This is a genomic window from Pseudorhodoplanes sp. (assembly GCF_035565795.1).
GTDB lineage: Bacteria > Pseudomonadota > Alphaproteobacteria > Rhizobiales > Xanthobacteraceae > Pseudorhodoplanes.
In genome coordinates, this window is record NZ_DATMRV010000239.1 from 1 (window position 1) to 16,076 (window position 16,076).

Genomic DNA, 16,076 nt, shown 5'->3' on the forward strand with positions numbered 1-16,076 from the left:
TGAGTGCCTTCCTTGTGGATGTCCCAGCGGTCGAAATGCTCCAGCGGTCCGGCATTCATGGTGATCAGCGGCGGATGAATGATGCCGCCGGCATTCATCAGCGCGCCGGACAGCGCGTCGCCGCAATCCTCGATCACGCCGGGGAAGGCCTTGCCGATCACCGACAACGCGTGGCCCTTCAGCGTCAGCGGAAAGACACCGGTCGGTAGCCGCTTCGCGCGCACCGTCACCGCGGCTTCGAACGGGCCATGCTTGCGCGTAAGCCAGGGCAGGGTGCCGGTTTCGGCAAACGCGACCATGGCGTTGTTGCCCGCGTCATGCGCGGCCTTGGCGAACAGGAGCGAACCGAAGGTGCCGGGCGGCAGGAACACCACCTGCCCATCGGTCAGATACGGTGCGAGCGCCTTCGCGATATCGGGCTGCGCATGCGCGGGCGCGGGACAGACGATCAGTTCCGCATCGCGAACCGCCTCGGCGATGTCGTTTGTGACCAGCGAAAGCTTGGCGACGCGCTGGCCCGAGAAATCCTTGATCAGGACAGCCGATCCTGCTGCGCGATGGGCCTCGACCGCGGGCTTGTCTCGTCGCCACAGCCGCGTGTCATGTCCGGCAAGTGCAAAGTCTCCGGCCGCCGCGAACGACCCGTTGCCGCCACCCAGAACTGCGATCCGCATGTTCAACTCCGGTCTTGCGTCCCGGGCGCTGCGCAGCGCGGAGCGATGCGCTGCAGAACCGGGACCTGTTCAAGTATCTGGGCTCCGGCTCAGCGGTGCATCATTTCGCTGCGCTTCATGCCACCGCATCCGGGCGTTACTGCTGCTCTCGCAGCATGAAATGCTGCACCTTGCCGAGCGCGGTGCGTGGAAGGCTTTCAACGAACACGATTTCGCGCGGGATCTTGAAGCGCGCGAGATGCTGCCCGACGAAAGCTTTCACTTCGTCGGCATCGAGCGTCTTGTCCTTGTGACACACGATGTAGGCGACCGGCACCTCCTGCCATTTCGGGTCGGGCCGGCCGATCACCGCGGCTTCGGCGATGCAGGGATGATCGTGCAGCACACGTTCGACCTCGGCGGGGTAGATATTTTCGCCGCCGGAGATGATCATGTTCTTCTTGCGGTCGTGAATATAGAAATATCCGTCCGTGTCGCGCGTGCCGATGTCGCCGGTGTGATACCAGCCATCGCGCAGCGCTTCGGCGGTCGCCTCGGCGTTGCCCCAGTATTCGTAGAGCACGTTCGGGCCGCGCACGACCACCTCGCCGGCGGCGCCGTGTGGCACCTCGCGGCCCTCCTCGTCGACGATCTTGGCTTCGCAATAAAGTCCGGGCAGGCCGGTCGAGGTCAGGCGGGACAGATCGCCGCCGACACGCGTATAGATCGCGGTCGGAGCGGTTTCCGTTGATCCGTAGATTTGAATCACCGGGACGCCGCGCTGCATGAAGGCTTCGACCAGCGGCACCGGGATCAGGCTTGAGCCCGCGGCGATGGCGCGGAGCGATGAGAGATCGGTCGCTGCCCAGAGCGGATGCTGGATCAGCGCCTGCATCACTGCGGGGACCATCACAATCAGCGTGGGCTTGTCTTGTGCGATCGCCTGCAACGCGGTGTCCGGCGCAAACCGCGTGTGGATCGTGACGGTCGCGCCGAGTTGCACCGCAGGTGTTGTCTGGATGTTGAGCCCGCCGACATGGAACATTGGCAGGAAGGTCAGGATGTGATCGTCCGCGCGCATGTCGTGCGCGTGGTGGCTCATCAGAGCGTTCCAGACCAGCGCCTCCTGCCGCAGCACCGCGCCCTTGGGGTGGCCGGTGGTGCCGGACGTGTAGACCAGCAGCAGCGGATTGGACGTGTCGGTATGCGGATTGCGGCCGTCGCCGGAACCTGCGGCCAACAGTTCGTCGAACGAGGGAGCGCCGGCCGGCGCGTAGTCGAGCCCGACGACCTTGAGATCGGGCAGGTGCTGCGCGAGCTGCTCCACGACAGCCGAGAATTCCTTGTCGACCACCAGCACCTTCGCGCCACTGTCCGACAGGATGTAGAGCTGCTCCGGCACGGCGAGGCGCCAGTTCAGCGTCACCAGCATCGCCCCGAGACGGGCGCAGGCGTAGAGCGTGACGAGATAATCGGAGTGGTTCGCGGCGAGGATCGCGACCCGGTCGCCACGGCCGACGCCGAGTTCGGATTTCAGCGCCCTAGCGGTGGAGACGATGCGTTCGTGGAACGCGGCGTAACTGAGGGTGCGATCTCCAAAGCGGATCGCGGTCTTGCCCGGGGTGAAGTCGGCGTTACGCGCAATGAGATCGGAGAGGTCCATGGCTTATTTCGACAGCACACCGTCAAGCCGTCATCCTGAGGTGCGAGCCGCGGTTGCGGCGAGCCTCGAAGGATGAACGGCAACAATGTTGGGGCCGTTGCCCTTCGAGGGCGCGCTGCGCGCGTCGCCTCAGGGTGACGGTGCAGAGAATGAGCAAGTGCTCGTTACTCATCCTTCTCGCCCGGTTCGTACAGCGTCTCCTTGCCGAGCCGGTCCATGCAGATTTCCGCCGTCCAGGGCAGCATCAGCGACCCGCAGCGGCTGTCGCGATAGATGCGTTCGAGCGGCAGGCTCTTGAGCATGGCCTGTCCGCCGCAGGTGCGGATGGCTTTCACGGCCAGGGCGTTGGCGTTCTCCATCACCGTGTATTGCGCCGCGTAGGCGCGCATCACCGAATCCTTCGACGGGTTCGGGCGCGCCTCGCTGATGGTCTGGAACCACAATGCCTTGGTCTGCTCCAGCATCAGCTTCATCTCGGCGACAGCGAGCTGCTTCGTCGGGAACATGCGGCGCTTCACCGGCGGCATGCCGGGCAGTTCGCCCCGCAGATAGGAGACGGTGAAGTCATAGGCCGCCTGCGCGAGTCCCATATAGGTCGGGGTCAGCGTCAGGAACATGTGCGGCCAGCGCAGCACTGCCTGATAATACACGCCGGGAGGCATGAGCGCTGCATCTTCCGGCACGAACACGTCCTTGAAGATCAGCGTGCGCGAAACCGTGCCGCGCATGCCGAGCGGATCCCAGTCGCCGGTGACGCTTACGCCTGGCGCATTGGCAGGAATGCCGAGATAGAGTGTGTTGCGACGCATCGCCTCTTCGCCCTCGGCCCGGCGGGTGCAGAGCGCACCGTAATAATCCGCGGAGCCGGAGAGCGAGGCGAAGATCTTCTTGCCGTTGACGATGTAGCCGCCTTCGACGGGACGCGCTTCGGTGCCGAAGGCCACGGCGCCGGCTGCCGCCGCGCCGCCTTCGGAGAAGGGTTGCGCGTAGACGGCGCCATTGCGCAGGATGCGCTCATAGTGGATTTCGCGGCGTTGCAGATGCAGCGCGCGCACATCCGGCGGCATGTCCATCTCATCGGAGATCGGGCCCGACCAGAGTGTCGAGCAGACATGCATGTTCCATGAGAGTGCGGTCGCGCCGCAATAGCGGCCGAGTTCGGACGCGCAGAGCGCGTAGGTCTTGTAATCGGCGCCGATGCCGCCGGAGGATTTCGGAATGCAGATGCCGAGCAGGCCCTCGGGATGCATGTCCCGGAAATTTTCGATCGGGAAGGTGGCGTCGCGATCGTGCTGCGCCGCGCGCGGCGCCAGGTATTGTTTGCCGAAGCGTCGGCACTTGGCGACCAGCTCCGCCTGGAAGTCGTTGAGCCCGAAAGCATCCGGAGCAAAGAGCGGGGCATCGGTATCGACCTTGTCAACGTCGAGCGGTTTCATCCGGCAGCACTCCTATCGTTACTCGAAAGCCACGTCGCGCAGGAAGCCGAGTACGGCCTCATCGAAAGCGGCCGGGTTCTCTAGATTGGGAAGGTGCCCGAGACCCGGCAACATCACGAATTTCGCACCGGGAATTTTCGCGGCCATGCGCTGCATTATGGCGGCCGGAGCATTGTTGTCGAACTCGCCCACAAGACACATCGTCGGGACACTTATATGTCCGAGGTTCGCACGTTCTTCGAACGTTACGATGGCCTCGACGCAGGCCTTGTAGGTCGAGGCCGGGGCGGCGGCCATCGAGGCGATCGCCACCTCTTTTCCCTTCGGATCCGCGTTCGGCCCTATGATTTCATTGATCATTCCGGCCGCGAGCTCCGGCATGGTCTTGCCGGCCTCAAGCGGCGCCAGCCGGTCGGCCACGAATTTCTTCTGGAAATCGCCATCCGGACGGCCGAAGGAAGGGCTCGTCCCGACGAGGATAACAGCCCGATATCCTTGTGGTTTTCGCCGCAGCATCGTCTGCGCGATCATGCCGCCGAGGGAATGGCCGACCAGCACCGGGCGGATCAGCCCAGCCCGCGCGATCTGCGCCTCCACGTCGTCGGAAAACTGTTCAAAATCAATGCTTTCGATGGCGGGCCGGCCGCCATAGCCGGGCAGGTCTAGCGCCAGCGGCGTGTAGCCGGCCGCGCGGAAGCTCTCCACCTGCGGCTGCCACGCCCTGGCCGATCCTCCGACGCCATGGATGAAAACGATCCCGTTTGTCGGTGATTGCTGGCCTTGGTCGGGCATCTGTCGGTCAGAGTGTCGGCGATGATCGGATGTGGTCTGCGATCCTAGGGAACAACGCCCTGCGAATAAAGCTTTAAATGTAAAATATTTCCGGTCGCCGACGCAGGCGGAAAGCCATCGGGGTGCAATCACACACGTGATGTGTGCCTGAAAAATTCGAATCCCGATTTCGTTCCCGTTGATCGCTGAATGAGGGTCGCATCGATGCCGGAACGATGCTGGTGATGCGGCGTTCTCGTGACACGCGGGAGACGTGAACTGCAAGTAGCGTCCCCGATAACAGGAGCTAAGCGATGCCGATGTTGTTGTGGTTTCCGATGATTGTAATGGCCGGTGTTTATCGGGCGATGTCGGACGACATGGAGTCGTGGCACCGCGCATTTGTCAGTATCAGCAATCGCGAGGTATGACGGCGTCTCGAAGCTGGCTGCAGATGCTGCTCATCCGCGAGGGGCCCGGCACATGGTGCTGGGCCTTCTTGCATTTCAGCACGGAAAACAGGCGGGCTCAGCTGGCGCTTTTCTTCGCTGCTTTCAACTCACGGCCAAGCGTCTCGAAGACCTTGGCGACGATGCCGTGCGCGTCAAGCTTTGCAGTCGCATACATCGCCGCCGGTGTGTCGTGATCGATGAATGTATCGGGCAGCACCATCGACCGCACTTTCAATCCATTCACCAGCGCCGCATTGTCGGCGAGCGTCTGAAGCACGTATGCGCCAAACCCGCCGACTGCCCCTTCCTCGATCGTGATCAGCGCTTCGTGCTCGCGCGCAAGGCGCAGCACGAGGTCGGTATCGAGCGGCTTGGCAAAGCGGGCGTCCGCGACCGTTGTGGACAGACCGTAGCCTGCGAGTTCGTCGGCAGCCCTGAGGCATTCCGACAGGCGCGCGCCGAATGACAGAAGCGCAACCTTGGTGCCTTCGCGCACGATCCGGCCCTTGCCGATCTCGAGCGGAATGCCGCGTTCCGGCAGCGCAACGCCGATGCCTTCGCCGCGCGGATAGCGGAGGGCGGACGGGCGGTCATCGATTTGCACCGCGGTCGCGACCATGTGCACCAGATCGGCTTCGTCCGCTGCCGCCATGATCACAAAGCCCGGCAGGCAGCCGAGATAGGTGATGTCGAAGGAGCCGGCATGAGTCGGTCCATCGGCTCCGACGAGGCCCGCACGGTCGATCGCAAACCGCACCGGCAGTGACTGGATCGCCACATCGTGGACGACCTGGTCGTAAGCCCGCTGCAGGAATGTCGAATAGATCGCGGCGAACGGCTTCTGACCTTCGGCGGCCAGCGCGCCCGCGAATGTCACGGCATGCTGTTCGGCGATACCGACATCGAAGAAGCGTTTCGGAAATTCTTTCGCGAACAGGTCGAGACCCGTGCCGGATGGCATCGCGGCGGTGATCGCGATGATCCTGTCATCCCTTTTTGCTTCGGCGACAAGCGCGTCGCCGAACACCTTGGTGTAGGCCGGTGCCGCCGCTTTGGACTTTGCCTGCGCGCCGGTCGAGACGTCGAACTTGGTCACGCCGTGATATCTGTCTGCGGATGCTTCCGCCGGGGCGTATCCCTTGCCCTTCTGCGTGACGACGTGAATGAGGATCGGGCCGCTCTCCGCGTCGCGCACATTCTTCAGCACCGGGAGCAGGTGATCGAAATTATGTCCGTCAATCGGGCCGACATAGTAGAAGCCGAGTTCTTCGAACAGCGTGCCGCCCGTGACCATCCCCCGCGCATATTCCTCGGCGCGCAGCGCGCGCTCCTCGAAGAATTTCGGCAGCTTGTGCGCAAGCTGCTTTCCGATCCCGCGCAGGTTGCGATAGGTCTTGCCGGAGAGAAGCCGCGCCAGATAGGCCGACATCGCGCCGACAGGCGGCGCGATCGACATGTCGTTGTCGTTGAGGATCACGATCAGGCGCGAGTTCATCGCGCCCGCATTGTTCATCGCCTCATAGGCCATGCCCGCGGACATCGATCCGTCGCCGATGACGGCGATGACATTGCGTTTCTCTTGCTTCAGGTCGCGCGCGACCGCCATGCCGAGGCCGGCGGAAATCGACGTGGACGAGTGTGCCGCGCCGAACGGGTCGTATTCGCTCTCCGCCCGCTTGGTGAAGCCGGACAGGCCACCGCCCTGGCGCAGGGTGCGCATACGGTCGCGCCGGCCGGTCAGGATCTTGTGCGGATAGGCCTGGTGGCCGACGTCCCAGATTACCCGGTCGTGCGGCGTGTCGAAGACATGGTGGAGGGCGACAGTCAGTTCCACGACACCGAGACCGGCGCCGAGATGTCCGCCTGTGACCGACACTGCCTCGATCATGTCCTTGCGCAATTCGGCGGCAAGTTGCGGGAGATCGGATTCCGGGAGCTTGCGCAGATCGGCGGGAAACCTGACCTGGTCGAGGAGGGGCGTTTGTGACGTCTGGGACACCGGACCTGCCTGTTGATCACATTGAATCTAATGTCTTTTCTGGAAGCGCTATAGCCGGTGCTTGCGGCGGGGGCAATTTTGCCATCCGGCAGGCCAGGCGCGCGCGAGGACTGCCGCCGGATCCGGCCTGTGCCATGTCGGTTAACCGCGCCGCAACGGCATTATTCCGGAGGCGGCGTCGGCCGGGCGCGGTAGTCCCGTCTGATCCGTTCTTGTGCGACGCTTGCGAGAAAAGTAGGCGAGGGCAGGCCGGTCAGCTTGCTAGACTGGAAGCAGTTCGGCCGCGAGGGGAACCTCGTCGCCATGATTTTTGGGTTTGGACATAGCCACCGTGGCGATCCTCGTCTCGCTCCACCACGTCACCTCCTACAAATACGACCGGCCGGTCGGGCTGGGCCCGCAGGTGATCCGGCTGCGCCCGGCGGCGCATAGCAGGACGCAGATTCCGAGTTATTCGCTGAACGTGCGGCCGAGCCAGCATTTCATCAACTGGCAGCAGGACCCGCATGGAAACTGGCTGGCGCGCCTTGTCTTCCCCGAGAAGACCGAGGAGTTCCGCATCGAGGTCAACCTCACCGCGAACCTGTCGGTGATCAATCCGTTCGATTTTTTCGTCGAGTCCTACGCAGAGACCTTTCCGTTCAGCTATGCCGACGAACTCAGGATGGACCTTGCCGCCTACCTGACGCCGGAGCCGTTGACGCCGCTGGTGGCGGATTTCATCGCGTCGCTTCCGAAGGCCGCAGAGCGCACCATCGATTTCCTCGTCGATCTGAATCTCCGGCTTCAGCAGCGCGTCCGCTACCTCATTCGCATGGAGGCCGGCGTACAGACGCCGGAGGAAACGCTTGCGATCGCATCCGGCTCATGTCGCGACTCCGCGTGGCTCCTCGTCAACGTCGCACGCCATCTCGGGCTCGCGGCCCGCTTCGTCTCGGGATACCTCATCCAGTTGAAGGCCGATGTCGATCCGCTGGAGGGGCCGAAGGGCACCGACAAGGATTTCTGCGATCTTCATGCGTGGGCCGAAATCTACGTGCCGGGCGCGGGATGGATCGGTTTCGACGTCACCTCGGGACTGCTGTGCGGCGAGGGGCATATTCCGCTTGCGGCGACACCGCATTACCAGTCGGCCGCGCCGATCACCGGCACGGTCGACGTGGCCAATACCAATTTCCATTTCGAGATGCGCGTCGATCGCATCCACGAAGCGCCGCGCGTCACCAAGCCGTTCTCCGACGAGACCTGGGAGAAGCTCGATGCACTCGGCGGGATTGTCGATCGCGATCTCAAGGCGAACGATGTCCGCCTCACGATGGGCGGTGAGCCGACCTTCGTTTCGATCGACGATTTCGAGAGCGCGGAATGGAATACGGCAGCGGTCGGGCCGACCAAGCGCGCGCTTGCCGATACGCTCATCCGCAAGCTGCGCGAGCGTTTCGCTCCGAACGGTTTCCTGCATTACGGCCAGGGCAAATGGTATCCGGGCGAGAGCCTGCCGCGCTGGGCCTTCTCGCTCTACTGGCGTAAGGACGGTCAACCGGTCTGGGGCGATGCGTCGCTGATTGCGCGCGAGGCCGGGCCACGCGATGCCTCGATCACCGAGGCCGAGACGTTCGCCAACGATTTCGCGGATCGCATCGGCGTCGGCGCGGAGTTCGCGCTTCCCGCCTTTGAGGATCCGGTCGTATGGGCGCTGAAAGAGAGCGAACTGCCGGAGAATGTCGATCCGACTGATCCGAAGATCGAGGACCCGGAGACACGCGCGCGCATGGTGCGCACGTTCGAGCGCGGCCTGTCGCAACCGTCCGGTTTCGTCTTGCCGATCCAGGCCTGGCAATCGCAATCGACCGACCGTCGATGGAAGAGCGAGAAGTGGAAGCTCCGGCGCGGCAAGCTGTTTCTGGTGCCCGGCGATTCACCCGTCGGCTTCCGTTTGCCTCTGTCGTCGCTGCCTTGGGTGCCGCGATCCGATTATCCGTTCGTCCACCCGCAGGATCCGACCGAGCCGCGCGATCCGCTGCCGAGCCGCGATCAACTGGCGCAACTCTATAATGAGGGTGGAAGCGCCGCGGAGGCGAGCGTCGACCGCCAGACCCGCGTGGAGCAGGTGGCAGTCGCCGGTGCGGTACGGACCGCGCTTTCGATCGAACCGCGCGACGGCGTCATTTGCGTCTTCATGCCGCCGGTCGAGCGGTTGGAGGACTATCTCGAACTTCTTGCCGCGATTGAAGCGAGTGCGAAGGCTACGGGCAACCCGGTGCATATCGAGGGCTATCCGCCGCCGCATGATCCCCGGCTCAACGTCATCAAGGTCACGCCGGATCCGGGCGTGATCGAAGTCAATGTGCATCCGGCGTCGAGCTGGCGCGAGGCGGTCGATATCACGACCGGGCTTTACGAAGAGGCCCGGCAGTCCCGGCTGGGCACCGACAAGTTCATGATCGACGGCCGTCATGTGGGGACGGGCGGCGGCAATCACGTCGTGATCGGTGGTGCAGTGCCTGCCGATTCACCGTTCCTGCGCCGGCCCGATCTGCTGCGCAGCCTTGTGCTCTATTGGCAGCGCCATCCCTCGCTGTCGTATCTGTTTTCCGGTCTGTTCATCGGGCCGACCAGCCAGGCGCCGCGCATGGACGAAGCGCGCCATGACGGACTCTATGAGCTCGAGATTGCGCTCGATCTCATGCCGGACGGCCAGGCGCATGTTCCGCCATGGCTGGTGGATCGTCTGTTCCGCAATATCCTGGCCGATGTCACCGGCAACACGCACCGCGCCGAGATCTGCATCGACAAACTCTATTCGCCGGATAGCGCGACCGGCCGGCTCGGTCTGGTCGAATTCCGGTCGTTCGAAATGCCGCCCGACCCGCGCATGTCACTCGCGCAGCAATTGCTGATCCGCGCGTTGATCTCCTGGTTCTGGCGAGAGCCGCAATACGGCAAGCTGACGCGCTGGGGCACGACGCTGCACGACCGCTTCATGCTGCCTCACTATGTCTGGCACGACTTCCTGGGCGTGCTCACGGACCTCGAACGTGCCGCCTACAAATTCGACCCCGAATGGTTCAAGGCGCAATGGGAATTCCGTTTCCCGTTCTATGGCGCGGTCGAATATGCCGGCGTGAAGCTCGAACTGCGCCAGGCGCTGGAGCCGTGGCATGTGCTGGCCGAGGAAAGCGCGGCGGGAGGTACGGTGCGCTTCGTCGATTCGTCGGTCGAAAGGCTGCAGGTGAAGGTGTCGGGCTTCGTGCCCGAGCGGCATGTCATTGCCTGCAATCGCCGCCGGATGCCGGTCACATCGACCGGCGAGCTCAGCGAAGGCGTCGCCGGGGTTCGCTTCAAGGCGTGGCAGCCGGTGTCCGGCCTGCATCCGACGATACCGGTACACGCGCCGCTGACCTTCGACATCATCGATGCCTGGAACAGGCGCTCGCTCGGCGGCTGCGTTTACCATGTCGCTCATCCGGGCGGGCGTAATTACGAAACCTTCCCGGTGAATTCGTACGAGGCGGAGGCAAGGCGGCTGGCGCGATTCCAGGATCACGGACATACTGCGGGAATCGTGGACTTGCCGCCGGAAGAGACCGCGAGCGAATTCCCGTTGACGCTGGACCTGCGCCGGAGCGCACGGCGTCCAATTTGAGCGATGGAGTGACATGCAGAAAGCGGCCCCGGCCGAATCGCCGCGCCCGGCCTGGTACGATCATTACGTGCCGCTGCCCGGTGTGCCCGACGAATTGATCGGGCCGGACGGGCGTCCGCGCCGCGCGTGGTTGAATTTCCTGCATCAACTCTCCGCCGACGAGCAATCGCTCGCGGCCGTCGATCGGCACCTGCAGGACATCGGCGTTTCCTATCGCGTCCACGGCGAATCCCGGGAGCGAAGCTGGCCGATGAGCCGGTTGCCGCTTCTGATCGAGGACGAGGAGTGGAACGCGATCGCGGCGGGCGTCACACAGCGCGCGCGCGTGATCGAGGCGATGCTCGCCGACGTGTATGGCGAGGGCCGTCTGGTCAAGGACGGCATCCTGCCGGCAGCGCTCGTATCCGGATCGAACGAGTTCCTGCGGCCATTGGTCGGCGTCGAACCGCCGGGCGGGCGATGGCTGCATCTCTATGCGGTCGATCTCGGCCGTGGGCCGGATGGACGCTGGTGGGTGCTGGGCGATCGCGCGCAGGCGCCGTCGGGAGCCGGTTATGCTCTCGAAAACCGGCTCGTGATGTCGCGGGCATTGCCGACCGGCTACCGGCGCATGAATGTGCGTCGTCTCGCGCCGTTCTTCCGCGGCTTTCGCTCGACGCTTGCGGATGCGGCCGACCGGTCGGCGCCGCGCATCTGCCTGCTGACGCCCGGTCCGTATAGCCAGACCTATTTCGAACAGGCGTATCTGGCCCGCTATCTCGGCTTCCTGCTGCTGGAAGGCGACGACCTCGTGGTGCATGACGGGCTCACCCATGTCCGCACCATCGCGGGCCTGAAACGCGCGGATGTGATCTGGCGCTTCGTCGATTCCGAATGGGTCGATCCGATCGAGCTCAACGGGCAATCGCGGCTGGGAATTCCCGGATTGATTTCGGCGCTGCGTCATGGTGGCACGGTGGTTGCGAACATGCCGGGCGCGGGCTTTGCGGAATCGCGCGCGCTGATGAGCGTGATGCCGCAGATCGCATCGTCCCTGATCGGCGAGGATCTGGCGTTTCCGAATATCGCGACATGGTGGTGCGGGGATCCGGCATCGCGCCGCCGCGTGCTCGACAATTTCGAGGGGATGGCGATATCCGGCGCCTTCGTCGGCAACCTGCCGGCACTGAATGGTGCATCGCAGGTGTTGCCGGCCGATCTCAATGAGGCGCAACGCAGTGCCTTGCGCGAGGCGATCGAGGAGCGCGGTATCGATTTCGTCGGGCAGGAGGTCGTGCAATTGTCCACGACACCAGTCTGGTCGGGCGAGCAGCTGGTGCCGCGTCCCTTCGTGCTGCGGGTATTTGCGGCTGCGACCGCCAATGGCTGGGACGTCATGCCGGGCGGCTTTTGCCGGATTTCGGCACAGCCTGACGCGCGCGCGATCAGCATGCGCGAGGGCGTGCAATCCGCCGATGTCTGGGTGCTGTCATCGAAGCCGGTGGCGCCGGAAACGCTGCTGCCCACCGCCGCCGATATCCATATCCAGCGCATACTCGGCAACATTCCGAGCCGCGCCGCCGACAACCTGTTCTGGTACGGCCGTTATCTCGAGCGCGCCGAGGCGACGCTGCGTGTCGTGCGCTGCCTGTGCGCGCGAGCCATCGACATGGACGTCGCCTCGGGCAATGTGCCCGCGACCATTGAAAAGCTCGCGCGCCAGCTCGTTGCATGGGGCGCGGTTCCGGAAGAGCTGGCGGACGCTTCGACGCTTGTAATCGCGCGTACGGCACTGGCCGACGAGAATGCGTACGGGTCGGGTCTCTCGGGCGTTCGCATGGCACGCAACGCGGGATCGGTGATCCGCGAGCGCATTTCGGTCGATGCCTCGAAACTGTCGCGCCGGCTGGACGAACTTCTGTCCGACGTCGGTGAATTGCCGAGCGAAACCGACGTTCTGGACGCCGCCGACCGTGCGCTGAATATTCTGTCCGCCTTGTCGGGCCTCGCGCAGGAAAACATGAACCGCAACGCTGGCTGGCGCTTTCTGGAGATCGGCCGGCGCATCGAACGCGCGATCAATACCTGCCGGCTGGTGCGCATGTTCGCATCGGACGACGCGACCGCCGAAGACCTCGACGCGATGCTGGATCTGATCGATTGCCAGATCACCTATCGCTCCCGCTACATGACCGGAATCGCATTGGCGCCGGTGCGCGACATGGCGATGCTGGACCCCTATAATCCGCGTTCCGTCGGATTCCAGTTCATGATCATCAACGAGCATCTCGCGACCTTGCCGGCGCTGCATCTGGATGGCGTGCCGGAGGAGCCGCAACGGCTCGCCGCGCGGCTCGCGACCGACCTCGAGACCACGACCGCAGAGGATCTCGACAATTCGGTTGTGCTGGCGTTCGAGCCGCGCATGTCGAACGTCGCCAACGCGGTGGCCTCGCGCTATTTCCTGAGGCGCCAGAAGGGCGTCGTTGGGGCAGGGATCAGCGGTCTCGCGTGATCTACGACATCAATCACTTGACTGCGTATTCCTACGAGGCGCCGGTGACGGCCGCGTCGCTTGCGCTGCGTCTGAGGCCGCGCACCACGCTGACGCAGCGTTCGCTCTCCCATGAAGTGCGGATATCGCCGGAGCCGGATCACGCCGCATCGCACCGCGACTTCTACGGCAACGTCGTTGATCTCGTGAGCATCGACACGCCGCATACCGATCTCAAGATCAGGTCGATTGCGCGTGTCGAGGTCACTGCGCGCCCGGAGCTGGCCGGTCCCGACCTGGCTTGGCAGAAAGTTGCCGAGGCGGCATTGTCGGTGCGCGATGTCAGTGCTGCCGGGCCATCGCATTTCCTGTTCTCCAGCCCGAACATCGCCTTGTCGCGCGATGTGACACGCTATGCGCGCGAATGCTTCACGCCTGGCCGCGGGATCGTGGAGGGCTGCACCGACCTGATGACGCGGATACGGAAGGATTTTGCCTACAAGCCGCAGACGACACAGATCTCGACATCGATTGCGGAAGCGTTCGCCCAGCGCGCCGGCGTCTGCCAGGACTTCGCGCAGATCATGATCGGTGGTTTGCGCGGCCTTGGGCTGCCTGCGGCTTATGTCAGCGGTTATCTGCGCACCATCCCGCCGCCGGGAAAGCCGCGCCTGCAGGGCGCCGATGCGACCCATGCCTGGGTTTCGGTCTGGGCCGGAGCGGAAAACGGCTGGATCGGGTTCGACCCGACCAATGCGATCAGGGCCGGGACGGACCACATCACGCTCGCGATCGGTCGCGATTTCTCCGATGTCTCGCCGGTCTATGGCGTTTTCGTCGGATCGGGCGAGAACGAACTGAAAGTCGAGGTCGACGTGATCCCGGTCGACGCCGGATAGCGACGCAGACCGGCGGACGGAACCTTAGGGCGGCACTTTCGTTTCCTCCGCTCGCGAAAGGCCAGGCGCAATGCGGCTGTTTGTTTGCCAGGGATGCGGGCAGCCTCTCCACTTCGAGAACGCCACCTGCGGGAATTGCGGACGGCGCGTCGGCTATTTGGCGCGTCTGACGCGCATGACCGCGCTTGAGCCCGCCGCCGAAGGCTTCCGCGCGCTCGGAGATCCGGACAGGCTCTATCGGTTTTGTACCAATGCGGACTTCGACAGCTGCAACTGGCTCGTGCCATCGGACGTCGCGCAGACCTTCTGTATCGCCTGCCGGCACAATCGCACGATCCCGGACCTGTCCGTCGGCAACAACATCGTGCTGTGGCGAAGACTGGAGGTCGCCAAGCACCGGCTGTTCTACAGCCTCCTGCGGCTGCAACTGCCGCTGGTCACGAAGGCGCAGGACCCTGCGGGGCTCGCATTCGATTTCCTCGCGCCGACGCATGAGCCGGTGATGACCGGGCATCTGAACGGGGACATCACGATCAACCTTGCCGAAGCCGATGACGCCGAACGCGAACGTCAGCGTGGCGCGATGGGCGAGCCGTACCGCACGCTGCTCGGCCATTTCCGGCATGAGGTCGCGCATTATTACTGGGATCTGCTCGCCAACAACGAGACCTCGATCGAGGAATTCCGCAGCGTGTTCGGCGATGAGCGTGCGGATTATGGCGAGGCCTTGCGCCGCCATCATGCCGATGGCGCGCCAGCGGACTGGTCACAGCATTATGTCTCGGCCTACGCAAGTTCGCATCCATGGGAGGATTTCGCCGAGACCTGGGCGCATTACTTTCATATCGTCGATACGCTCGAGACCGTGCGCGCGTTCGGGGTCTCCACGCAACCGCGCATCGCCACGGCGGCGAGCCTGGACAGCCCGGTGGATTTCGATCCGTATCACGCAACCGTCGATCAATTGATCGAGGCGTGGCTTCCGATCACCTTTGCGATCAACGCAATCAATCGCTCCATGGGGCAGAACGATCTCTATCCGTTCGTGATCGCTCCCACGATCGTGGTCAAGCTCGGCTATGTCTACCGCCTGATCCACCGTTTCCCGCATCCGCCCGACATGGTGGACGAGGCTGCGCTGAAAGCCATGGTGGCCCTGCTGAAGAAGGGCGCGCCGGTTTAGGAAACCGCCGGGCTTGATCGCCGCAGGTAGCCAATGAGGAGTATAATCCTCATGATGGCTTTCCACGCGTCGCTCGGGTATGAGGCGCGGCGGTTTCAGCGGGTTGGTCCACGAGCGGCGCAGATGTCGGATTTCCGGGCGTATTGCCTTACGGCGGCGAAAAATTTCGAAGCGCTATCCGAGCTTGAAGGTGTGGTGCAGACCGCGATCGCTTCAGTGGGGGACGCCCTCCGGCGCGGCAACAAGATCATCTTCTGCGGCAACGGCGGGTCGGCGGCCGATGCGCAGCATCTCGCGGCCGAACTTGTCGGACGTTACCTGATGGAGCGCGAGCCGTTGCCCGCACTGGCCCTGACCGTCGACACATCCGCCCTGACTGCGATCGCCAACGATTATTCGTTTGATGAAGTCTTCGCGCGGCAGCTCCGCGGTCTCGGACAACAGGGGGATGTCCTGGTTGCGATTTCCACGAGCGGAAACAGCAAGAATGTGCTGCGTGCGATCGAGGTCGCGCGCGACAAGGGAATTGTAACGATCGGGCTTACCGGCCAGTCCGGCGGGCAGATGCGGCAGCTTTGCGACATCTGCGTCTGCGTGCCGTCGGATCGCACCAATCATATCCAGGAGATGCACATCGCGATCGGCCACGCCATTTGTGGACAGGTCGAAGCGCAATTCGCGGCGCGCGTTTAGCGGCAATCAGGACGCCGTCGAGCGGCTACGCTGCGATATGCATCTGATACCACGCGTAGGTCTGCCGCAGGCCGTCCCGTAGTGACGTCTTCGGCCGCCAGCCCATCGCGAAGAGCCGTTCGGAATCCATCAGCTTACGCGGCGTTCCATCCGGTTTCGAGGCGTCAAATCGCAAGGCCGCATCGACGCCCACGACGCGGGCAATCTC

At 63.8% G+C, this 16,076-nt stretch carries 10 protein-coding genes and 1 pseudogene; 5 read left to right on the plus strand and 6 right to left on the minus strand.

Annotated elements, in window-relative coordinates; genetic code table 11:
- The 5 genes from VNZ93_RS21335 to dxs all read right to left on the minus strand — a co-directional run.
- Positions 1-674, minus strand: a 674-nt coding sequence (locus tag VNZ93_RS21335; protein ID WP_325710034.1) for a 2-dehydropantoate 2-reductase N-terminal domain-containing protein, incomplete at its 3' end; no start/stop codon positions are given.
- Positions 675-810: 136 nt separating this feature from the next.
- Positions 811-2,316 (minus strand): long-chain-fatty-acid--CoA ligase, encoded by a 1,506-nt coding sequence (locus VNZ93_RS21340; protein ID WP_325710037.1) that lies wholly within the window; start codon positions 2,314-2,316, stop codon positions 811-813.
- Positions 2,317-2,480: 164 nt separating this feature from the next.
- On the minus strand, positions 2,481-3,752 hold the full coding sequence (locus tag VNZ93_RS21345) for an acyl-CoA dehydrogenase (RefSeq protein WP_325710040.1): 1,272 nt from the start codon (positions 3,750-3,752) through the stop codon (positions 2,481-2,483).
- Between the two features lie 18 nt (positions 3,753-3,770).
- A complete protein-coding gene (locus VNZ93_RS21350) occupies positions 3,771-4,808 on the minus strand; it encodes an alpha/beta fold hydrolase (RefSeq protein WP_325710043.1) in 1,038 nt (345 codons plus the stop codon).
- A 243-nt stretch (positions 4,809-5,051) separates the two neighbouring features.
- The gene (gene dxs / locus VNZ93_RS21355; RefSeq protein ID WP_325710046.1) at positions 5,052-6,974 is read right to left on the minus strand and encodes a 1-deoxy-D-xylulose-5-phosphate synthase; all 1,923 of its coding nucleotides are present in this window, start codon (positions 6,972-6,974) and stop codon (positions 5,052-5,054) included.
- Positions 6,975-7,305: 331 nt separating this feature from the next.
- On the opposite strand from dxs, the gene VNZ93_RS21360 reads away from it, so the two are divergent.
- The 5 genes from VNZ93_RS21360 to gmhA all read left to right on the plus strand — a co-directional run bounded on the left by VNZ93_RS21360 (position 7,306) and on the right by gmhA (position 15,868).
- Complete coding sequence (locus tag VNZ93_RS21360) at positions 7,306-10,620, plus strand: transglutaminase family protein (protein WP_325710048.1); 3,315 nt, start codon at positions 7,306-7,308, stop codon at positions 10,618-10,620.
- A 13-nt stretch (positions 10,621-10,633) separates the two neighbouring features.
- Positions 10,634-13,114: a circularly permuted type 2 ATP-grasp protein gene (locus tag VNZ93_RS21365; RefSeq protein ID WP_325710051.1), complete on the plus strand. Its 2,481-nt coding sequence runs from the start codon at positions 10,634-10,636 to the stop codon at positions 13,112-13,114.
- Complete coding sequence (locus tag VNZ93_RS21370) at positions 13,111-13,992, plus strand: transglutaminase family protein (RefSeq protein ID WP_325710054.1); 882 nt, start codon at positions 13,111-13,113, stop codon at positions 13,990-13,992. Before VNZ93_RS21365 ends, VNZ93_RS21370 begins: the two co-directional genes overlap by 4 nt.
- A 70-nt stretch (positions 13,993-14,062) precedes the next feature.
- Positions 14,063-15,175, plus strand: a complete 1,113-nt coding sequence (locus tag VNZ93_RS21375) for a putative zinc-binding peptidase (RefSeq protein WP_325710057.1) — start codon at positions 14,063-14,065, stop codon at positions 15,173-15,175.
- Positions 15,176-15,226: 51 nt separating this feature from the next.
- Positions 15,227-15,868 (plus strand): D-sedoheptulose 7-phosphate isomerase, encoded by a 642-nt coding sequence (gmhA, locus tag VNZ93_RS21380; RefSeq protein WP_325710060.1) that lies wholly within the window; start codon positions 15,227-15,229, stop codon positions 15,866-15,868.
- Between the two features lie 25 nt (positions 15,869-15,893).
- On the opposite strand, the pseudogene VNZ93_RS21385 reads toward gmhA, so the two are convergent.
- Positions 15,894-16,076 (minus strand): annotated as a pseudogene (locus VNZ93_RS21385) (GDP-L-fucose synthase); the annotation flags it as partial.

What these genes read in the sequence shown, in the direction of transcription:
- VNZ93_RS21340 (WP_325710037.1), bottom strand. Translation starts at nt 2,316, where the DNA reads ATGGACCTCTCCGATCTCATTGCGCGTAACGCCGACTTCACCCCGGGC.
- VNZ93_RS21345 (WP_325710040.1), bottom strand. Translation starts at nt 3,752, where the DNA reads ATGAAACCGCTCGACGTTGACAAGGTCGATACCGATGCCCCGCTCTTT.
- VNZ93_RS21365 (WP_325710051.1), top strand. Translation starts at nt 10,634, where the DNA reads ATGCAGAAAGCGGCCCCGGCCGAATCGCCGCGCCCGGCCTGGTACGAT.
- VNZ93_RS21375 (WP_325710057.1), top strand. Translation starts at nt 14,063, where the DNA reads ATGCGGCTGTTTGTTTGCCAGGGATGCGGGCAGCCTCTCCACTTCGAG.
- gmhA (WP_325710060.1), top strand. Translation starts at nt 15,227, where the DNA reads ATGATGGCTTTCCACGCGTCGCTCGGGTATGAGGCGCGGCGGTTTCAG.